The 20,287-nt window shown below is 28.5% G+C and carries 25 protein-coding genes; 4 read left to right on the forward strand and 21 right to left on the reverse strand.

Annotated features, from left to right (window positions below; genetic code table 11):
• Positions 1-61 precede the first annotated feature (61 nt).
• The 21 genes from BS62_RS12465 to BS62_RS12565 form a co-directional block, all read right to left on the reverse strand.
• Entirely contained in the window at positions 62-1,225 is a 1,164-nt protein-coding gene (locus tag BS62_RS12465) for a tyrosine-type recombinase/integrase (RefSeq protein ID WP_496491609.1), read from the reverse strand.
• A gap of 971 nt (positions 1,226-2,196) precedes the next feature.
• Positions 2,197-2,457 carry a stage V sporulation protein S gene (locus BS62_RS12470; protein WP_490140854.1) on the reverse strand — a complete coding sequence of 87 codons (261 nt, stop codon included), beginning with the start codon at positions 2,455-2,457 and terminating at the stop codon, positions 2,197-2,199.
• A 128-nt stretch (positions 2,458-2,585) separates the two neighbouring features.
• Positions 2,586-3,542, reverse strand: coding sequence for an acetyl-CoA carboxylase carboxyltransferase subunit alpha (locus BS62_RS12475; RefSeq protein ID WP_496491610.1), 957 nt, complete (start codon positions 3,540-3,542; stop codon positions 2,586-2,588).
• A gap of 17 nt (positions 3,543-3,559) precedes the next feature.
• Positions 3,560-4,414, reverse strand: coding sequence for an acetyl-CoA carboxylase, carboxyltransferase subunit beta (gene accD, locus BS62_RS12480; RefSeq protein ID WP_496491611.1), 855 nt, complete (start codon positions 4,412-4,414; stop codon positions 3,560-3,562).
• A 2-nt stretch (positions 4,415-4,416) separates the two neighbouring features.
• Positions 4,417-5,784 carry an acetyl-CoA carboxylase biotin carboxylase subunit gene (gene accC, locus BS62_RS12485; protein ID WP_496491612.1) on the reverse strand — a complete coding sequence of 456 codons (1,368 nt, stop codon included), beginning with the start codon at positions 5,782-5,784 and terminating at the stop codon, positions 4,417-4,419.
• Between the two features lie 22 nt (positions 5,785-5,806).
• Positions 5,807-6,256: an acetyl-CoA carboxylase biotin carboxyl carrier protein gene (gene accB / locus BS62_RS12490; protein WP_496491613.1), complete on the reverse strand. Its 450-nt coding sequence runs from the start codon at positions 6,254-6,256 to the stop codon at positions 5,807-5,809.
• A gap of 169 nt (positions 6,257-6,425) precedes the next feature.
• Positions 6,426-7,472 (reverse strand): 30S ribosomal protein S1, encoded by a 1,047-nt coding sequence (locus tag BS62_RS12495; RefSeq protein WP_496491614.1) that lies wholly within the window; start codon positions 7,470-7,472, stop codon positions 6,426-6,428.
• A gap of 20 nt (positions 7,473-7,492) precedes the next feature.
• A complete protein-coding gene (locus BS62_RS12500) occupies positions 7,493-8,332 on the reverse strand; it encodes a 4-hydroxy-3-methylbut-2-enyl diphosphate reductase (protein WP_496491615.1) in 840 nt (279 codons plus the stop codon).
• Positions 8,333-8,346: 14 nt separating this feature from the next.
• Positions 8,347-8,946 (reverse strand): lysophospholipid acyltransferase family protein, encoded by a 600-nt coding sequence (locus BS62_RS12505; RefSeq protein ID WP_496491616.1) that lies wholly within the window; start codon positions 8,944-8,946, stop codon positions 8,347-8,349.
• 31 nt (positions 8,947-8,977) lie between these two features.
• Positions 8,978-9,643 (reverse strand): (d)CMP kinase, encoded by a 666-nt coding sequence (gene cmk / locus BS62_RS12510; protein ID WP_496491617.1) that lies wholly within the window; start codon positions 9,641-9,643, stop codon positions 8,978-8,980.
• A gap of 2 nt (positions 9,644-9,645) precedes the next feature.
• Complete coding sequence (aroH, locus tag BS62_RS12515; protein ID WP_496491618.1) at positions 9,646-10,023, reverse strand: chorismate mutase; 378 nt, start codon at positions 10,021-10,023, stop codon at positions 9,646-9,648.
• 39 nt (positions 10,024-10,062) lie between these two features.
• Positions 10,063-11,268, reverse strand: coding sequence for a BaiN/RdsA family NAD(P)/FAD-dependent oxidoreductase (locus BS62_RS12520; protein WP_496491619.1), 1,206 nt, complete (start codon positions 11,266-11,268; stop codon positions 10,063-10,065).
• Positions 11,269-11,289: 21 nt separating this feature from the next.
• Entirely contained in the window at positions 11,290-11,931 is a 642-nt protein-coding gene (locus BS62_RS12525; protein WP_496491632.1) for a histidine phosphatase family protein, read from the reverse strand.
• Positions 11,932-12,122: 191 nt separating this feature from the next.
• On the reverse strand, positions 12,123-12,983 hold the full coding sequence (locus BS62_RS12530) for a MurR/RpiR family transcriptional regulator (RefSeq protein ID WP_496491620.1): 861 nt from the start codon (positions 12,981-12,983) through the stop codon (positions 12,123-12,125).
• 27 nt (positions 12,984-13,010) lie between these two features.
• The gene (locus BS62_RS12535) at positions 13,011-13,544 is read right to left on the reverse strand and encodes a 2-oxoacid:acceptor oxidoreductase family protein (RefSeq protein ID WP_496491621.1); all 534 of its coding nucleotides are present in this window, start codon (positions 13,542-13,544) and stop codon (positions 13,011-13,013) included.
• Between the two features lie 28 nt (positions 13,545-13,572).
• Entirely contained in the window at positions 13,573-14,391 is an 819-nt protein-coding gene (locus BS62_RS12540) for a 2-oxoacid:ferredoxin oxidoreductase subunit beta (protein WP_496491622.1), read from the reverse strand.
• A complete protein-coding gene (locus BS62_RS12545) occupies positions 14,376-15,524 on the reverse strand; it encodes a 2-oxoacid:acceptor oxidoreductase subunit alpha (protein ID WP_496491623.1) in 1,149 nt (382 codons plus the stop codon). Before BS62_RS12545 ends, BS62_RS12540 begins: the two co-directional genes overlap by 16 nt.
• 29 nt (positions 15,525-15,553) lie before the next feature.
• Positions 15,554-15,751 (reverse strand): 4Fe-4S binding protein, encoded by a 198-nt coding sequence (locus tag BS62_RS12550; RefSeq protein ID WP_496491624.1) that lies wholly within the window; start codon positions 15,749-15,751, stop codon positions 15,554-15,556.
• Between the two features lie 278 nt (positions 15,752-16,029).
• A complete protein-coding gene (gene surE, locus BS62_RS12555; protein WP_496491625.1) occupies positions 16,030-16,785 on the reverse strand; it encodes a 5'/3'-nucleotidase SurE in 756 nt (251 codons plus the stop codon).
• A gap of 13 nt (positions 16,786-16,798) precedes the next feature.
• Positions 16,799-17,380 (reverse strand): tRNA 5-(aminomethyl)-2-thiouridylate-methyltransferase MnmM, encoded by a 582-nt coding sequence (mnmM, locus tag BS62_RS12560; protein ID WP_496491626.1) that lies wholly within the window; start codon positions 17,378-17,380, stop codon positions 16,799-16,801.
• A gap of 19 nt (positions 17,381-17,399) precedes the next feature.
• Complete coding sequence (locus tag BS62_RS12565; RefSeq protein WP_496491627.1) at positions 17,400-18,116, reverse strand: pseudouridine synthase; 717 nt, start codon at positions 18,114-18,116, stop codon at positions 17,400-17,402.
• Positions 18,117-18,316: 200 nt separating this feature from the next.
• Here BS62_RS12565 and BS62_RS12570 point away from each other — a divergent pair, with 200 nt between their 5' ends.
• The 4 genes from BS62_RS12570 to BS62_RS12585 all read left to right on the forward strand — a co-directional run.
• Positions 18,317-19,408 carry an AI-2E family transporter gene (locus BS62_RS12570; RefSeq protein WP_496491628.1) on the forward strand — a complete coding sequence of 364 codons (1,092 nt, stop codon included), beginning with the start codon at positions 18,317-18,319 and terminating at the stop codon, positions 19,406-19,408.
• Positions 19,409-19,520: 112 nt separating this feature from the next.
• Positions 19,521-19,715: a hypothetical protein gene (locus BS62_RS12575; protein WP_496491629.1), complete on the forward strand. Its 195-nt coding sequence runs from the start codon at positions 19,521-19,523 to the stop codon at positions 19,713-19,715.
• Between the two features lie 12 nt (positions 19,716-19,727).
• A complete protein-coding gene (locus BS62_RS12580) occupies positions 19,728-19,922 on the forward strand; it encodes a hypothetical protein (RefSeq protein WP_496491630.1) in 195 nt (64 codons plus the stop codon).
• A gap of 147 nt (positions 19,923-20,069) precedes the next feature.
• The coding region (locus BS62_RS12585; RefSeq protein ID WP_496491631.1) for a DUF4372 domain-containing protein at positions 20,070-20,287 on the forward strand (218 nt) is incomplete at its 3' end.

Below are 20,287 nucleotides of genomic sequence, written 5' to 3' on the forward strand. Positions count from 1 at the left end.
AATATTATGGTTATATTTTACCATAGTATATATTTAAATACAAACATTTGTTCTTTTTAAATTAAATCTCTAGTTTAGCTAAGTTATCTTTATCTTTTTTATCATTTTCGTCTATCCATTCGAAGTTTTTTACAATATCTCTTTTAACATTTTTCTTGTGAGCCGCATAAAGCTGCGTAGTTGTTACATTGTCGTGATCTAATAAGTTTTGAACATCATATATAGAAAATCCATACTGTATAAGAGAGGTAGCGGCAGTAGCTCTTAACTTATGAGGACTATATCCACTTTCTCTAGATGTTTGCATAGCCATAGAAGTATACTTTTTTACCAAGTCTCTTATTGCTTTTGGAGTCATTCTTTTATTTTGTAAGGATAAAAATAAAGCATCTTTTACATCCTCTGGTAAGTTTTCACTAACGGTTCTTTCATTATTTACATATTCTCTTACTAAAAGTTCACATGTATTATTAAGAGGCATTAAAACTTCCTTACCACGTTTTCTATATATCTTAAATTCCCCTCTAGAGAAGTTAAAAGAAGATATGTTTAGTTCTCTTAATTCACTAAGCCTTAGACCATAGGTAACAAATAACCCAAGTATAGCCTTATCTCTTAATTTTGTTTTTTTCCAATATACCTTTTCTTTTTCTGTTAGATTTTCACCTGACTCAACTATATCAAGCATTTTAGCAACCTCATCTATTTCTAAACGTTTTATAGCGTCTGGTTGAGGCTTAGGAAGCTTTATAGGATTAAATCCATCCGTTATATTAACTTCTAATTGTTCGTTTCTGTATAGAAATTTAAATAGGGTAGATAAAGATGATTTTTTTCTAGCCAAAGCTCTATTGTTATTTTCAAATACTAAGGTATTTTTTTCTGTATTTTTATAATATCTAGAACAATAATCTCCTAAAAATATGTTAACATCTCTTGCTTTTATAGTATTAAATTCGTCTTGTTTTATATCAACACATTCTTTAGCACATGTTATATCTGTATTTTCAACCAAATACTTGCAGAAGAATAATATATCTTCTAAATAAGCAAGGCGGGTAGACGAAGCTACAGATCCTTTAAGGTATATTGAGTAATCTTTCAAAAAACTTGGCAATTCATGTTCTATATTTATACATCTTTCTATAACCTGATGTTCTTTTAAGACAATATTGTCTGGTTTATCTGATTTATTGTGAATTTTTATAATTTTTTTATCGCCCATAAAAACACCTCAAAACTTTACATATTTTGTATAAATTAAATATATCACATTGTTTAATTATGTACAACTATACCTTAAATTTTATCGAACGTATGTTTAATAAATGTAAAAAGGGCATATTAAACTAAAGAAAGATCAAATAGATATTAAGGATATGGTGTATAAAATCAAAATGTTAAATAAGCAGAAATATTAAATGTAAAATAAGTTCAAGTGAGTCAATATATAAAGATTAATTAAGGATAAAATATCTAGAATAAAATAAATTAAATAAAAAACTAAGAAGCAAATCTATAGATAAAATATAAAACATTAATAATAATAATAAAATGTTGGTTTTTCAATAATGCATAATGTTTTAAGTTAATTTAGATAAATTGCAGTAATAAATTAAGTGTTAATCAATAAAAAACATTATAAAATATGAAAGGTAAAAAAATATAAACTTGTAAAATTATTTAGTAAAATAAAAAATATAAAGCTACAAACGAGTTTTTTATAAAAATACAATAAATACATAAAAAAGACTGATTATGCATGATTAAAATTTGATTATATATAACTATTCCCTAAATATACATTTAAAAACTAGTTATATTTTGGTTAAAAATATCATTCAAGTGCCCTTTTTTGCTTGTGCAAACATTTGTTCTTATTATTTAATAAAAATACTTTTATTAAATTTTTATTATTATAAGTATCTATGCTCTTATTAGTATTATTGATAAAATATGATTAATGATCAATAATCAATGTAATTACTGATGTAACTATAGATATTAGAACGGTAATATACTATTTGGAAATGAAATTTCGTTTATAGAATCCAACTAAGCACAGATACTTATATGGTTCTGGATATTTAGTCAAAAACTTTATCATATAATACCTCTAATTGGTTACATATAATAATTTCTCCATTTCAAAAATTGAAAATAAAAAAGAACCTCTTAAAGAGATTCTTTTACTTATTATCTAGGTTCTACTATAAGCTTTATTGCTGTTCTTTCTTCACCATCTATTTCAACGTCAGTAAATGCTGGTATGCATATTAAATTCATGCCACTTGGAGCTACAAAACCTCTTGCTATTGCCACTGCCTTAACAGCTTGATTTAAAGCTCCAGCACCTATTGCTTGAATTTCAGCTGATCCTTTTTCTCTTAAAACCCCTGCTAAAGCACCCGCTACAGAATTTGGATTAGATTTAGATGAAACTTTTAATACTTCCATGTAATTATCCCCCTCTTAGTTAGTTATAATATACTTTTCTACATTTAGTATAGCAATAAATTTAAAGATCTATTCTTTAACTATATAATTCTACAGCAAATTATTAAATCCTCTTATTGAATATGCATTTATATATTATATACAGACTTTCCTATGTTTCTAAACTTCTCATACCTTTGGTTTATTATATCATCTTTACTCAGCTTCATTAATTGATTTAATTCATCCACTAGATATTCTTTTATAGCTAATGAAGTAGATTCAACATCGGTTTGAGCTCCACAAAGAGGTTCTTTTATTATTGTATCAATTACTTCAAATTCCATTAAATCCTGGCTAGTCATTTTCATTACTCTAGCAGCTTGTGCAGATTTACTAGAATCTTTAAATAATATACTAGATAAACCTTCCGGAGATATAACAGAGTATACTGAGTTTTCAAGCATTGCTATTTTATTAGAAACACCAAGGCCTAGTGCTCCACCACTTCCACCTTCTCCTATAACCACCGATATTACAGGCACAGAAAGACTACTCATTTCTAATAAGTTTCTAGCTATAGCTTCACCTTGGCCTCTTTCTTCAGCTTCAAGCCCACAAAATGCACCAGGAGTATCTATAAATGTTATTATAGGTCTATTGAACTTTTCAGCTTGTTTCATAAGCCTTAAAGCCTTTCTATATCCTTCTGGATGTGGCATACCAAAGTTTCTTTCTATATTATCTTTAATATCTTTTCCCTTTTGATGACCTATAATAGTGACATTTATATTATCTATAACGCCGATTCCACCAATAATAGCTTTATCATCTTTATAAAGTCTATCCCCGTGCAGTTCTATAAATTCTGAACATATATTTTGTATATAATCTTTTGTAGTAGGTCTATCCATGGCTCTACTTAAAGTGACCTTTTGCCATGGATCTAAGTTTACATACGCTTTGTTCTTTAACTCATCTAATTTTTTATTTAGAGAGTCTATTTCATTAGATAAATCTAAACCTGTTTCTTGAGATAACTTTTGGAATTCTTGTATTTTAGTTTGAAGTTCTAAAATGGGCTTATCTAATCCTATATTACTCACCTTGAGCCCTCCTTAAATTAAAAATTATGCATTTTTAATACATCGTATAGGGTTTCTTTCATTTGTAGTCTACTAACTACTATATCTACAAAACCATGCTCTAATAAAAACTCAGAACTTTGAAACCCTTCAGGTAGTTTCTGCTTTATAGTTTGCTCTATAACTCTAGGACCTGCAAAGCCTATTAAAGCATTAGGCTCACCGATTATTATATCTCCAAGCATTGCAAAACTAGCTGTAACCCCACCTGTAGTAGGATCTGTTAGAATTGCTATATACGGTAAATTGTTATCAGCAAGCTTACTTAAAACCTGAGAAGTTTTAGCCATTTGCATCAAAGAAACTATTCCTTCTTGCATTCTTGCTCCACCTGAAGCGCAAAAGATTATAACAGGTAACTTATTTTGTATAGCGTACTCTACAGAGTTAGTTATCTTTTCACCAACTACAAAACCCATACTTCCCATCATAAAATCAGGATTCATAACACAAAGTGCTACATCTATACCATTTATCTTTCCATGGCCTGTTATGACAGCATCATTTTCTTTGCTCTTAACTTTAGCTAATTCTAGTTTTTCACTATATTCAGGAAAATCTAATATATTGTTAGATTCAAATTCTTTGCCAATTTCAACAAATGTACCTTCATCTATAACTAAATCAATTCTTTTTCTTGCAGTAAACTTATAGTGATGGCCACATTTAGGGCAAACATCTAGATTTTCCTCTATATCTTTTTTAAACATATAGGCATTACATCCACTACAGTGAATCCAAAATCTTTCATCAACACTGTTATCTTTAAATCTTTTTTCTATAGGAACCGTAGCGTAATTTTTTTCTTTATTAGATAATAATTTTTTTATCATAATTATTCACCTCTAAACTGACTAACTCTATCTAAGAATATAGTTTCTATAAATTTAGTATGATGAGTGTTATTTTTAAATTCTTCAGAGTTTATAAGTTCCTTTTGGAACTCTATATTAGTAACGACACCTTCAATCATAAGTTCATCTAGTGCTCTATTCATTCTAGATATACATTCATCTCTATCTTTACCCCAACATATTAATTTGCCTATCATAGAGTCATACAAAGGTGGAATAGTGTACCCTGGATATACAAAGGTGTCAAATCTTACCCCAAATCCTCCTGGTGTATAGATAGATTCTATTTTACCTGGACAAGGTCTAAAATTTTGAGATGGATCTTCAGCATTTATTCTACACTCTATTGCATGACCATTAAATATAATATCTTCTTGTTTGAAAGGTATAGCTTTATTATTAGCTATTTCAAGCTGTAATTTTATTAAATCAATACTTGTTATCATTTCTGTTATAGGGTGTTCAACCTGTATCCTAGTATTCATTTCTATAAAGTAGAAATTCCTATCTTGATCAACTATAAATTCTACTGTACCGGCCCCTATATAGTTTATATCCTTAGCAGCTTTTACTGCAGCTTCATATAATTTAGATTGTTCTTCTTTATTTAGAAAAGGAGTTAAACATTCCTCTATAACTTTTTGGTTTCTTCTTTGCATTGAACAATCTCTATCTCCAAAGTGTACAACATTGCCATAGTGGTCTCCAAATACTTGAACTTCTATATGGCGAGGATTTTCTATATATTTTTCCATATACATTTCATCGTTTCCAAAAGAAGATAAGGCTTCTGACCTAGCTATGTTAAAGTTTGACAATAGTTCTTCTTCATCGTAAGCTATTCTCATACCTTTTCCACCGCCGCCACTAGATGCCTTAACAAGTACAGGGTAGCCTATTTCTTTTGCCACATTAACTGCATCCTCAAGGTCCTTTATAATTCCTGGAGAGCCAGGTACTACAGGGACATTAGCTTTTATCATTGTATCTCTAGCTTTAGCTTTGTCTCCCATTAATGTTATTTGATCATAATGAGGACCTACAAATATTATCCCATTTTCATAACATCTTTTAGCGAAATCATAGTTTTCTGATAGAAAACCAAATCCTGGGTGTATAGCATCACATTTCATTTTTAGAGCTAGATATATTATATTGTCTATATTATTATAACTTTTACTTACATTATTAGGACCTATGCATATAGATTCGTCAGCTAGGTATCTGTGTAGTGAATCTTTATCAGCCACAGAGTATATAGCAACGGTTTTTATTCCCATTTCTTTACAAGATCTTATTATTCTAATTGCTATTTCGCCCCTATTAGCGACAAGTAATTTTTTTATCATATAGTCGCCTCCTATAATTAATTTACGACAATCTTATTTTAAAAATTGGCTGATCGTATTCAACCAAATCTTCATTTTTAACTAATACTTCTATTATTTCACCTTTTACATCACTTTGTACCTCATTCATAAGCTTCATAGCTTCTAGTATGCATAAAGTAGAACCTTCGCTTATGATATCACCTACTTTAACAAATGGAGGTTCAGTTGGAGAAGAAGATGAGTAAAACGTACCCATTATAGGCGCTTTAACTATGTACAAGTCTTCATTAGCATTATTTTCTATAGATACTTCTTCTTGTATAGATGTATCTTCTGTAATTACACTTCTACTAATTACATCCCCTTTTGATTCAACAAAAACTTGTTCTTTGCTTACACTTAATTTAAGATTATCTAATTCTAGATCTAACTTAGTTATACTTGTTTTATCTATAGTAAGTATCAAATCTCTAAGATCTTTTATATTCATACTTATTATTACCTCCTCGTATTATTACCTGGTACTAATAGTATATCATATTAATAACGATAATTAAATATGTCAAAAAAATATTTTGCCTGAAAAATCCAAATTATAAATATTTAGATAATAAAAATAAGTCTAGTTAGTATAATTACTAGACTTATTTTTATTTAACCTATTGTTCTTCATTAACACCAAGCATTGATAATTCGATTCTATGGCTAGATAAATCTATACTAAGTATTTTAGCTTTAACTTCTTCTCCAACTTTAACAATATCTTTTGCACTTTTTACAAATTCATATGATAAATTAGATATATGAACAAATCCATCCATTAGATTATCTATAGTTACAAATATACCATAATCTTTTATGCTTCTAATTTTACCTTCTATAATATCTCCAACCTCATAATTTTCTATAAATGTTTCCCATGGATTCTTTTGTAGAGCTTTTATACTCAATGATAATCTTTCTTTTTCTTTATCAAAAGATAAAACTTTAACTTTTACTTTATCGCCTTTATTAAATGATTTAGTAGGGTCTTCATTTCTATTCCATGATGCTTCAGATTTATGAACAAGTCCAACTATTCCGTTTATATCTACAAATATTCCATATTCTTTAACATCTTTTATTATTCCTCCGTAAACTTCATTTTCATTTAAACTTTCTATAGCAACATTTTTTCTTTGTGTTTCTTCTTTCATAAGTATATTTTTAATAGAAACTACAAGTTTATTTTTTCTGCTATCAACATCTAATACTTCAGATTTAAATTTTTTGTTTTTATAATCATCAAAGTTTACTTCTCTAGTGAACCTTGTATTTATATGGCTAAGAGGTATAAATCCTCTGATACCTTTATATTTACCTATAAGTCCACTGTTATTTTTATCTACTATAGTTACATCTATAACATTTCCAATTTTCAAGTTATTCCATGTATTAATCTCTTCAGCCTTAACTTGAGATAATATAACTTCATCAGATGATTTATTTATAACTATTAAATCTACTTTATCATCAATATTAAGCTCAACATCTTCATTTACTTCACTAATAGGAAGTATTCCATCGATTTTGTAACCAAAGCTTACATAATATTCATCATTTTTTTTTCCTATTATAGTACCTTTTACTATGTCGCCCTTTCCTATATTGTTTCTAAATGAATATTCCTCCATTTTTAATAACTCATTCATATCCATCATATCCATATTAATACAACCCCTTTTAACTATATATTTTGTAGGTAATTAACAACATCATCTATTATCCAATTAGGAGTAGAAGCTCCTGCTGTTATACCTATGTAATCATATTTTTTCAAATCATTTACACTAAGGTCATCTTTTGTTTCAATTGCAAATGTTGGAGCATTTTCTTCACAAATTTGAACTAACTTCTGAGTATTAGAACTATGCTTTCCACCTATAACAACCATAGCTTCAACTTCTTTTGATAGTTCTTTTGCAGCTTCTTGTCTTACTTTTGTAGCTGAACATATAGTATTATGAAGAACTATATTTTTTAGTTGTTTTGACATTTCATCAACTATCTTATCATATAAGTTTACATTTATTGTAGTCTGAGCAACTACACAATAGTTTTGATTATTATCAAAATTAACTATTTTTAAATCTTCTAGTGTTTTTATTATGATAGCTTCATTATTACACCATCCATTTATACCTATAACCTCTGGATGTTTAGAATCTCCTATTATTATTATCTTATAACCATCTTTATAATACCTGTTTGCTATTTCGTGTATTTTTTTTACGAAAGGACAAGTAGCATCCATTATATTTATGTCATTTTCTCTAGCTTTATTATATATTTCTTCGCTTACACCGTGAGAACGTATTATTATATTGGATTTATGACCAACGTCCTCTATAGAACTTATAGTTTTAAGTCCTTTTTTTTCATACTTTTGTACAGCTTGATTATTATGTATAAGAGGACCTAGTGAGTATATTGTATCTTCATTTTTTTCAAGTTCATGCCAGGCCATTGTCATTGCTCTTTTAACCCCAAAGCAAAACCCCGCATTAGAAGCTATTTTTACCTTCAAAACACTCATCTCCCTTAAAATCTGTTTTTAAAAATATTTTTTTTGATAATTGACATTACTTCATTAGATAATCTATCATAATCTTCATTAATTAGCTTTTCTTTATAATAATCTTCAAATGATATAGGCTTGTCTATATATACAATTACTTTGTTAAATAACTTATAGTTACTTATTATTGATATAGGAACAACAGGAGCTTTTCCTTTTATAGCAAACATAGCAAGCCCTGATTTTGCTTTACCACATTCATCAGGTCCTGTATATCGTCTTCCTTCAGGAAATATACCTATTGCTTTACCTTCTCTTAACTGTTTAATAACCGTCTTTAGAGTACTAATATCTGGATTATCTCTATTTATTGGTATAACATTTAATTTTTTAAACAAATATCCAAGAGGTTTAAAACTAAATAATTCCTTTTTTGCAATGGCAGATATATCTCTTGTTTTTACAGCAACGGCGATAAAAACTGGATCTAAATTTGATTTGTGATTTGCAGCTAATATGACAGAACCTTCTTTAGGTATATTCTCAAGCCCCTTAACTTCTATAACAAACAATATTCTAGCAAAAAATGCAACAACATTCCTTACACCATTGTAAAAAGTCACAATCATCCCACCCTATCTAAAAAATTGGCTACTACTTCTTCTTTTTATTTTCATATATCTTGTTTATTATTTCATCTACAACATCTCTTATATTTTTAGAACTTGTATCTATTTCCTCGGCACCGTCCACCTTTATAAGAGGAGCGAACTCTCTAGTAGAATCCATTTTGTCTCTATTTTTTATGTCTTGTATTATTTCTTCAAGGTTTATATTATATCCTTTATCTTTTAACTCTTTATATCTTCTTTTTCCTCTTTCTTCCGCACTGGCAGTTAAGAAAAACTTACAGTGAGCGTTAGGAAATACATAAGAACCTATATCTCTTCCATCTAATATAACTGAATGTTTTTGACCAATTTTTCTTTGTATATCTACCATAAGTTCTCTGACTTCTTTTATTTGAGCAACTTTTGATACGTTATTGCTAACTTCTGGTGTTCTTATTTCTGTATTTACTATTTTACCATCTAAATAAATATTATTATTTTTAAAATCTATTTCGGTATCTTTAGCTACGTCTATAATGGCTTCTTCATTATTAATATCTATATCACTAGTCAAAGCTTTATAAGTAAGAGCTCTATACATAGCACCAGTATCTATATAGTCGATATTTAATCTTTCTCCTATTATTTTAGCTACTGTACTTTTTCCTGCACCTGCTGGTCCATCTACTGCTATAATTATATTCTCCATAATTAGTCCTCCTTGTTATGTATAAGGTCTTTTCTTAGGTTAATAGCTTCATTTAGATATATATGTTTGATATCTTTTTTTTGTTTAGAGGTATTTATATTTATAAGAACTCTTATACATTTTTGTAAACTTCCAACTATATACTTTTCTTCAAAGTTTAAAAGCGGAACATCAGTTATACATAGCATCTCCCTTACTGCAATAGAAGGGTAGGCTGCATCTAAGTCCTTAGTCATAGTAAATATGATACTTATTATATCTTCTTGATTTATATTGTTATTTTTCAATATAGAACTTATTAGTTTTGCAGTTTCTTCTAGAATTTCTTCTTTTACATTACTTTCAACAGTAGTTGCACCTCTTACAGCTAAAACTCTCATATAATAATCACCATCACAATATTTAGATTATATCAGAAACTAAACACTTGTACCAGCAAGATATCCAGTTGAAAATGCTATTTGCAAGTTGTATCCTCCAGTTTGGGCATCTATATCTATAGCTTCACCACAAAAGAAAAGACCTTTAATTACCTTAGACTCCATATTAGATGAGTTTATTTCTTTTGTATCTACGCCTCCAGAGGTAATAATAGCTTCATCTATACTTCTTGTACCTATACAAGTTAGTTTCATTTCTTTTAGACTTTCTATTATAGATTTTTCTTCAATCTTAGTTAACTCACTAGCTTTTTTATCATTTATGCCTAAATTACAAAAAACTTGTTTTATAAAATTTTGAGTTAATATGCCTTTTAAATTATTTTGAACATTTTTGCTTATACTTGATTTTAGCATATTAGACAATTTTTCTTTAGAAATATTAGGTATTAAGTCCAATACAAGCTCGATGTTTTGTTTTTTTAGATGTTTAGTTATATATGAAGATATATTTAAAACAGCAGGCCCTGTTATACCAAAGTGAGCAAATAGTATATCACCATTAATTGATATTTTTTTGTTTTTTATTTTACAATAAATTGTTATATCTTGAAGAGATATACCTTGTAGGGATTTTACCCAATTTTCTTTTACTGTTAATGGTATAAGCGCCGGATATAACTCTTTAATATTATGCCCGTATTTTTCAAGTATATTGAATATTTCACCACTTGAACCTGTCTTTGGATAACTTCTTCCTCCTGTAGCTATAATTACTTTATCACATTTTAAAATATCATCATTATCTAGTTTTACACCTTTTATTTTATTATCTTCTATTATTAAATCTCTAACGCTTCTTTGATATAATATATTGACATTATTTTTTATAAGATCACTTCTTAATATATCTATAACTTGTGTAGATTTGTCCTCTTCGGGATAAACTTTATTATCTTCTTCCACTTTGTACTTAAGCTTATTCTTTTTAAAGTAGCTTAATAAATCTTCATTTGTAAAATTGTAAAAACTACTATATAAAAATTTTGGATTTGTAACGATTTTTTCAAAAAATTCTTCTATATCCCTTTTATTAGTTATATTACATCTACCGCCACCAGTTATTTTTAATTTTTTACCTAACTCATTATTTTTCTCTATTAAAATAACATCATGTTTTTTAGAAGCTGAAATAGCAGATAACATACCTGATGGGCCTGCACCTACAACTATTATTTTACCCATATTCTCACCTTTTTCATAAATTTATTCTAATGCTGAATTTGAAACTGTATTAATTCCATCTAAATGGCTTGTATCATTTATCTTTACAACAACAGGACCGTAATCTCTTATTTCAACTATGTTAAGAGCAGTATTATCTTGTTTTATTCTATATATATTACTTAAATCAGATCCAATAAGACTAAGTATCATTATTCTCACAGACATAGAATGAGACACTAAAACAATATGAGAATTTTTATGTTTTTTATTTATATCTTCTATACAATTTAAAAGTCTTTCTTTTAATAGTTCTAATTTTTCTCCATTTGGTATTTCGGCTTTATGAGGTTCATTTCTCCATGTTTTGTATACATCTCCATATCCTTGCTGTATTTCTTGGATAGTTAAGCCTTCCCACTTTCCAAAGCTCATCTCTCTTAATTCTTCTGTATATACTACATCTTTATTGAATTCACTACCTATTATTTTAGCCGTTTGTGTTGCTCTTCCTAAATCGCTGCTATATATATAGTCTATAGGATATTTATCCAAGTGCTTAGCTAGTCTTCGTGCTTGATCTATTCCTTTTTCGGTTAAATTTGAATCTCCATGTCCTTGTGTCTTTCCTTGTATATTCCATTGAGTTTCTCCGTGTCTTACTATGTAAAAAGTATTCATTATGTCCTCCTTATATGATAAATCTGTATAATATTTTTATACCAACTAAAAAAACATTATACACCATTTTTTGTAATATTTTAATATAAGTTACTTATTAAAATAAAAATTTGCCTTTTTCATGTATACAAAACCTTAAAAATCAGGTTTGTTACTTAAAAAAAACCTTTCTAAGTTAACTTAGAAAGGTTTTTTTATTCGTATATATCGTATTGTTTCCAAATGTGTTCTAAATCATCAAAATAAGATTTAATTTCTTCTTTTTCTCTCATACCTACAGCTATTATGAGCGCATTTGCGACACTTAAAGGTGCAACTAACGAGTCAACAAAGGATGCCATATTACTTTTCATCAATAGTGTATGGTGAGATAGTGAAGATACAGGCGCAAATAAACTATCTGTCATAGATATTATCTTAGCACCTTTAGATTTAGCATAGCTTACAATTTGATAAGTTTTCTTTGAATATCTAGGAAAACTCATAGCTATAACTACATCATTTTCATTTATTCTTACCATCTGTTCATAAACATCTCCTATGTCAGCTCTAACAACATGAACATTATCTAATATTACATTAAGATAAAATCCTAGATATTGAGCTATAGCAAACGAACTTCTCATTCCTATTATATATATTTTTCTGGCATTAAGTACTTTATTTACAGATTCTTGAAATACTTGTTCGTCCATTTCTTCTAAAGTTTCTCTTATATTTTCTATATCACTTTTTAACACCTTGTTAAGTATAATATTATCACTAGAATACTCATTTGCCATTTCAACTCTTTGCACCGTAGTTAATTTGTTTTTTATGAGTTCTTGAAGTGAAGCTTGAAGCTTAGGATAGCCACTAAATCCTAAAACATTGGCAAATCTAACTACTGTAGATTCACTAACTCCTACTGTTTCACCTAGTTTAGATGCTGTCATAAAAGCAGCTTTATCATAATTTGATAAAATATATTGAGCTATTAACTTCTGACCTTTACTTAACTTAGGATATTGAGACTGGATATTAGATATAAGGTGTTTACCGTCTTGTGATGTCATATGCATATCTCCTTTTTTCATTAGTTTTTAAATATTTTTTATTAACAAAGCACCTTCTTCAAATGCTCTAATATTTAATTCTTCTGTTCCCTTTGGAACTCTACCTAATATAGCTTTTTTTAGATTTTCTTTGTTTATTATATCTAAAACTTCTCCGATTGCTCCCAAAGCAACAATATTTGAAACCATTTCCCTACCAATTGACTCTCTTGCAGTTTTTATTATTGGTATTTCATATGTATTCTTAATATTTAAATTTGAATTTAACTTAATTGAAGAATCTACTATTAGTATACCATCTTCTCTTAAATCTTTAGAATACTCATTATAAGATTTTTGTGTTAATGATAACAACATATCTGGCTTTCTAACTTTTGGAAAGTTTATTTCTTCATCACATAATATGACCTCTGACTTACTTGCACCGCCTCTAGCTTCTGGTCCATAAGATTGACTTTGTACCGCATTTAATTTTGACATTATGGCACCTTCAGCAAGAATAATACCTGCAAGTATAAGACCTTGACCGCCTGAACCACTTAATCTTATTTCCTTTTTCATTGTTTATCCCCCTATTAAAGCAACTATATTATTTTTCTATAAAACGATCTATTATTTTTTGATATTCCTCAATATATTCTGGAGCTATTTCATTTTTAAATTCCCCCATAAACATTTTCCCATCTAATTTTTCCTGAGGAAGTTTATCTTTTAATTTTATGTCAATATAGTTATCTTTAAGTAAATTCATCAATGATACTGCAGACCCTTTTTTATTTTTTCTTCCGTAGTAAGTTGGACAAATACTTACCCCTTCTATTAATGAAAAGCCTTTGTGAGATATACCTGTTTTTACATAGTCTATCATTTTTTTAGCATGATATGCAGTTGACCTTGCCACATACGTAGCACCTGCGCCACAAGCAAGGTTACATATATCAAATGGCTTATCTATATTTCCAAATGGAGCAGTTGTTGCTAAGTCATTAGTTGGAGTAGTAGGTGAAAATTGTCCCCCTGTCATTCCGTATATATTATTATTAAATACAATAGTAGTTATATCTATGTTTCTTCTACAAGCATGTATTAAATGATTTCCACCTATAGCTGTAGAGTCTCCATCTCCACTTATAACTATTACATGTAAGTCAGGATTTGCAAGCTTAAGCCCAGTAGCAAAAGCTAAAGCTCTTCCGTGGGTAGTATGAAGTGTATTAAAGTCTAAATAACCAGCTGCCCTTGAGGAACATCCAATACCAGAAACTATACAAACCTTATCTTTATCTAAACCTAGTTCTTGTATAGCTACTCCTATAGATCTCATTAAAATGCCATGTCCGCATCCAGGACACCATATATGAGGTAATCTATCCGTTCTAAAATTATTTTTTATTATTGAACTTGGCATTGATGCACCTCCTTAACACTTACTATTATATCTTCAGGCGTGATTATATCCCCATTAGCTTTATTTATTCCATGAATACAACAATCTTTATCTGAAACTCTTTGAACTTCTAATATCATTTGCCCTAAATTCATTTCAGGAACAAATATTAAGTTAACTTTTTTACTTAATTCATTTACTTTTTCTTCTGGGAATGGCCAAATTGTTTTTACTACAAACATTCCAGCTTTTACACCTTCTTGTCTTAACATATTTACAGCTTCTTTTGAAGATCTAGCCATACATCCAAATGTTACAAATAATACGTCGCAATCATCTACTAAATATTCTTCGTAGATTAGTATATCATCTAAATTTTCACTTACCTTATTCATTAATCTAGTAATTAATTTTTCAGTTTCTTTAGTACTGTTAGTAGGAAAACCTGTTTCATCATGCATAAGTCCTGTAACATTATATCTATATCCTTCACCAAAATTAGCCATTGCTGGAACTAAGTCTTCAGTATATTCATAAGCTTTATAATCCATTGGTGAACAATTAGGTTTTTTTCTATTTATAACTTCTAATTCTCCCGTCTCTGGAAGTTCTACTTTTTCTCTCATATGTCCTATTACTTCATCTAAAAGTAATATTACTGGCATTCTATATTTTTCAGAAAAATTAAATGACTTAACAGTTAAATCAAATGTCTCTCTAACAGAAGTTGGAGATAGGACTATTACTGGATGATCACCATGAGTTCCCCATTTAGCTTGCATAACATCGCCTTGTGAAGGTTGAGTTGGCAGACCTGTACTTGGTCCTGATCTTTGAACATTTACCAAAACACAAGGAACCTCAGTCAAGGTAGCATACCCTAAATTTTCTTGTTTTAAAGAAAATCCTGGACCACTTGTTGCAGTCATTGATTTCAATCCGGCTAAAGACGACCCTATTATTGCAGCCATACTTGCTATCTCATCTTCCATTTGTATAAACTTACCGCCTATTCTTGGAAGCATCGCAGCTGATACTTCAGCTATTTCGGTAGATGGAGTTATTGGATAACCAGCAAAAAACTTCATTCCTGCATATATAGCTCCATGTACGCAAGCTTCGTTCCCTTGAAGCAATTTTATTTTCCTAGCCATTTTAGATATTTCCCCCTTGAATCTCTATTCTATTTATTTAGCCCTTTAAGATATATGGCATAATCAGGACATCTTAACTCACATTGGCCACATTGTATGCATTTATTTATATCTATTATATCTACTACATCTTCTTTTAACTCTAGTACTTTTTTGGGACAATACTCTATACATATCCCACATCCTTTGCACCAACTTTTTTCAATTATAAGTTGTTTGCTATTCAATGCAATACCCCCCTTAAATGATACAAAACATTTCTATTTATTGTTAATTCTATAGTATCAAAATATTTTAAAAAATGCAATTTGAAATTCACTAAAATTTTGAAAAAATTCATTTGAAAGATTTTATTCATTATTATATATTACAAATATTACTTATTAATTCATAATAATAATATTTTTGTTAAGTTATACACAAAAATCAACTCTAGATACATGTTTAAATTACCTAGAGTTTGTCTTAAAAGTTAATATAATATTTTAATTTTTGAAATTTATATTTATTTAATAATGTTATCAAATATCTTTATTTTATTGTAATTTGTTAAATCAAAATATAGAGGCGTTATAGATATATAACCTTCTTCAATAGCAACTACATCACTATCTGGATCTTGAGGAAGCTCTCTTAACCTTCCACCCATCCAATAATATTTTCTACCCATTGGATCCACTCTTTCCTCAAATGCGTTTTCGTATTTTCTGTTACCTAGCTTTGTCACTTTGTATCCCTTTATATCTGTATCTGGTATGTTTATATTTAGTATACAATCATCTAGTAAATTTAATTTGTCTTTTATATCTTTTATAACGGTAAATATATAGTCACAAGCTTTTTTATAGACTTCTTTTGATACATTAAATTTATTATATGATATAGCTATAGAAGGCTTTTCTTGTACAAGTCCTTCAATAGCTCCTGATACAGTTCCAGAATATATTACATCTGTTCCAAGATTAGGTCCATTATTTATTCCACTTAGAACCAAATCTATGTTTCTATCTTTTGCAATAACTTCTATTCCAAGCTTTATACAATCCGCAGGGGTACCGCTAACAGCATAAGCTTCTATATTATCACCAATATCTGTTTTAACTACCCTTAGGGGGTGATGCATTGTTATAGCATGACCTACAGCACTTTTTTGAGAATCAGGAGCTACAACACATACATTTGCTATTTTTGATACTGACTTTGCAAGTTCTATTATTCCTTCTGCGAATATTCCATCGTCATTAGTTATAAGTATATTCATATTAATCTCCTTTTTAATACTCTTTTTTCTTTTCAATTAATAAAAGTTGTGGTGGATTATTTTTTTGATTCATAAAATCACATCTTAACACATTAAAATAAGTTTGTTCTAAATTCATAATGTATTCATATACTGAATTTTTTTCTTCTAACCCACCTTCATGTCCTGTATATAAAGCTATACTTATAATTCCATGAGGCTTTAGCAACTTTAAAGATTTTTCAATGGCTTGTATAGTGGTATTAGGTTTTGTTATTACAGAGTGGTCTGCACGTGGCAAATACCCCAAATTAAATAATACACAAGATATTTCTTTATCTATGTAATTATCTATATTTTCATGTCCATCAAGTATAAGTTTCGTTCTGTTTAATAAGTCATTTTTCTCAAGGAGTTTTGTACTTGAGTCAATAGCTACTTGTTGTACGTCAAATCCATATACAAAACCACTTTCTCCAACCTTCTCAGCTAAATACTTAGTATCATATCCATTTCCAACAGTGGCATCTACTACTATATCTCCTTCTTTTAAAACATTCTCAAGTATAACTTTATTTATATCCGTTACCTTAGTTATATATTTAGCTTTTATCAATTTAATCTCCTCCGAAAACTTATGATAGTGATTTTAAGTAATCTAATTCTTCTTTAGTTAAATATCTCCACTTTCCTTTTTCTAAGTTAGATAAACTTACTTTGCCCATAGCTATTCTTTGTAAATGTAGAACAGGATGTCCTATTGCTTTACACATTTTTCTTACCTGTCTATTTTTACCTTCATGGATTTTTATCTCACATATACTATAGTTTTTGTCTTGGTTGACTTCTAATATTTTGAATTTAGCTGGTGCTGTTACATAGTCTTCTATTTTTAAGCCACTTTCAAAATCCTTTATTTTATAGCTATTTGGAATACCTCCAACTTTTGCTATGTAAGTTTTATTAACTTCATGTTTTGGATGAGTGAGTTTATAAGTTAAGTCTCCATCATTAGTCAAAAGTAAAAGTCCACTAGTCTCATAATCTAATCTACCTATAGGATAAATTCTTTCTTTTATTCCATTTATCAAATCAATTACATTTTGTCTATTAAATTGATCTTTGACTGTCGTCACATATCCTTCTGGCTTATTTAGCATTATGTATATTTTCTCTTTTTGTGGTTTTATAACTTTTCCATTTACTTTTATTATATGTTTATGCTCATCTACATCAAAACCCATCTCTTTAACAATTTGACCATTGGCCTCAACTTTACCACTTTCTATAAATTCATCAGCTTTTCTTCTTGATGCAATACCACATAGAGCTATATATTTATTAAGTCTCATAATAAACTTCCTTTCATTTCTATATAATAATTTATTTCTGTAAGTAATAATATAATATAATACATATTATATTAAGTGAAGAAAATATTATAAAACAAATTAATATTTATTTTGTTAAATAGTTTGTAAGTTGACCATAATTAAATATATATCCAAAATATAATAAAAGGCTATATCTATTATAATTGTAGGAGGAAGTTATGTTTTCTAGAGAAAATATTAAGTATTCTATATTCATTGCATTTATCTCTGTTTTATTTTTTAAATTTATAGATAATCCCAAAACTTTTATATCTGGCATCGATGGATTTTTAACTTTTTTTAGCCCGTTTTTAATAGGTATATTTATATCCCTTTTAATAAATCCTATTATGATGATTATAGAAAAAAAGTTTAACATGCCTAGAATAATAAATATAGCTATAGTGTATGTCTTTGTAATAATATTATTATTTATAGGATTTAGAATAATAATACCTTCAATATTAACTAGTATAAACAACATAATAGTAGAGTTACCTAGTTATATGAGAGAAGCTCAGGTATGGATAAATACTTCATTAACAAAATCTAAATTTTTAAATAATGCGGCACCTTTAATACAAAGTAATATAGATTCCATATTAGGCAAGACAGGTCAAGTTTTAAGCAAAGTTTCTTCTGATATTCTTTTGTATGCTGTAGCATTAACTTCAAATTTATTTAATTTAATAATAGGAATAACTATATCAGTATATGCTTTAAATGATAAGGAAAAAATAGGATTAGGGTTTAAAAGGTTATTATACGCAACAACAACTAGAAATAAGGCAAACAATATAGTTAGTATATTTAAGCTTTCTCATGATATATTTCAAAGTTATTTAGTTGGTATATCAATAGAAGCTTTGATAGTAGGTATACTTGCTTTTATTGGTCTATCCTTACTACATATAAAATATACTTTGTTATTATCTATTATAATAATGGTAACTAATGTAATACCTTATTTTGGACCTTTTATAGGCGCTGTTCCAGCAGTTGTTATGACTTTAATATATGATCCAATTAAAGCATTTTGGGTTGTAATATTTATATTTGTATTACAACAATTAGATGGGAATGTAATCGGGCCTAAAATAATGGGAGATATTGTAGGTCTTGATCCATTATGGGTTATTTCTGCAGTCTTAATAGGAGGCGCCTTATTTGGTTTTTTAGGTTTTTTTATAGCAGTTCCTATAGCTGCTGTTATAAAAGTTATTTTAGATAAATATGTTGATAGTAAGCTTTACATTAAAAATTCAAAATAAAAGCTATGATTTAAATTCATAGCTTATTTTTATATTTGCAGAAAATTTCCTAATATTGCATTACTTTATTGGTTAAATTAATTATAACAACTTCTTAAAGGAGGATTTTATAATGGCTAGAGATAAACATAAAAGAGAAGATTGTAAAACTAGATTTAATAGAAATGACAAGAAAAACCCTCATTTTAATTTAGAACTTGGTGAAGAACTAAATCTACCACCTAGACTTAGACCAAAAAAATCAGGATCTGTAGCTCAAAATACTGCTAGACCGATATCTACACACAAAAATCATCAAGATCATTAGGAGGATTTGGTTATGGATAACAATAAAAATCGTATGAAAGATAGACCAAAATCAAATGCTGAATTAAGAAAGATGTTTTTTCAACATGGATCAGAAATAGGAATAGTCGATACAGATAAGATTGGTAATACAGAAGCTAAGCTTACTAAACGTTCTAAACTTTCTCATAAAAAACAACATGGTGATTCTAATACAACTAAACAATAAATTAAAAAAAATAGGGCTTAGCCTTCTAGTGTTGCATCAAAGAAATACTTACAGATTGACAATGGAAAAAATTTAATAATGAAAAAAAGAACCTCCTTGTGGTTTAATGGTTTTGTCCAGAAACCAAACACAAGGAGGTTCTTTTTTATGACTATTACTATTAATAATAATAAATTAGTTTTTCATAAATTGCTAGAGGAAATTGGAGGTAGTTTTCTTAATAGTACAATAAAGAAATACGATGGAGATTATAGAAGTCAGCACTTTGACTCAAAATCGCATATAAATTCAATGTTGTACTTGAATATAAGAGGATGTAAGAGTCTGCGAGAAGCAGAAGCAGAAATATCATCCAACAGAAAATT

It is taken from the genome of Sporacetigenium mesophilum DSM 16796, from assembly GCF_059569055.1.

Excerpts from the sequence above, each read along its gene's own strand:
- BS62_RS12495 (WP_496491614.1), bottom strand. The coding sequence starts at position 7,472 with ATGGATATGATGGATATGAATGAGTTATTAAAAATGGAGGAATATTCA.
- BS62_RS12575 (WP_496491629.1), top strand. The coding sequence starts at position 19,521 with ATGGCTAGAGATAAACATAAAAGAGAAGATTGTAAAACTAGATTTAAT.
- BS62_RS12570 (WP_496491628.1), top strand. The coding sequence starts at position 18,317 with ATGTTTTCTAGAGAAAATATTAAGTATTCTATATTCATTGCATTTATC.
- BS62_RS12535 (WP_496491621.1), bottom strand. The coding sequence starts at position 13,544 with ATGAAAAAGGAAATAAGATTAAGTGGTTCAGGCGGTCAAGGTCTTATA.
- accD (WP_496491611.1), bottom strand. The coding sequence starts at position 4,414 with ATGATAAAAAAATTATTATCTAATAAAGAAAAAAATTACGCTACGGTT.
- cmk (WP_496491617.1), bottom strand. The coding sequence starts at position 9,643 with ATGGAGAATATAATTATAGCAGTAGATGGACCAGCAGGTGCAGGAAAA.
- BS62_RS12520 (WP_496491619.1), bottom strand. The coding sequence starts at position 11,268 with ATGGGTAAAATAATAGTTGTAGGTGCAGGCCCATCAGGTATGTTATCT.
- accB (WP_496491613.1), bottom strand. The coding sequence starts at position 6,256 with ATGAATATAAAAGATCTTAGAGATTTGATACTTACTATAGATAAAACA.
- surE (WP_496491625.1), bottom strand. The coding sequence starts at position 16,785 with ATGAATATACTTATAACTAATGACGATGGAATATTCGCAGAAGGAATA.
- BS62_RS12545 (WP_496491623.1), bottom strand. The coding sequence starts at position 15,524 with ATGGCTAGGAAAATAAAATTGCTTCAAGGGAACGAAGCTTGCGTACAT.
- accC (WP_496491612.1), bottom strand. The coding sequence starts at position 5,784 with ATGATAAAAAAATTACTTGTCGCTAATAGGGGCGAAATAGCAATTAGA.
- BS62_RS12540 (WP_496491622.1), bottom strand. The coding sequence starts at position 14,391 with ATGCCAAGTTCAATAATAAAAAATAATTTTAGAACGGATAGATTACCT.
- BS62_RS12470 (WP_490140854.1), bottom strand. The coding sequence starts at position 2,457 with ATGGAAGTATTAAAAGTTTCATCTAAATCTAATCCAAATTCTGTAGCG.
- BS62_RS12530 (WP_496491620.1), bottom strand. The coding sequence starts at position 12,983 with ATGACATCACAAGACGGTAAACACCTTATATCTAATATCCAGTCTCAA.
- BS62_RS12465 (WP_496491609.1), bottom strand. The coding sequence starts at position 1,225 with ATGGGCGATAAAAAAATTATAAAAATTCACAATAAATCAGATAAACCA.
- BS62_RS12580 (WP_496491630.1), top strand. The coding sequence starts at position 19,728 with ATGGATAACAATAAAAATCGTATGAAAGATAGACCAAAATCAAATGCT.
- BS62_RS12565 (WP_496491627.1), bottom strand. The coding sequence starts at position 18,116 with ATGAGACTTAATAAATATATAGCTCTATGTGGTATTGCATCAAGAAGA.
- aroH (WP_496491618.1), bottom strand. The coding sequence starts at position 10,023 with ATGAGAGTTTTAGCTGTAAGAGGTGCAACTACTGTTGAAAGTAATGTA.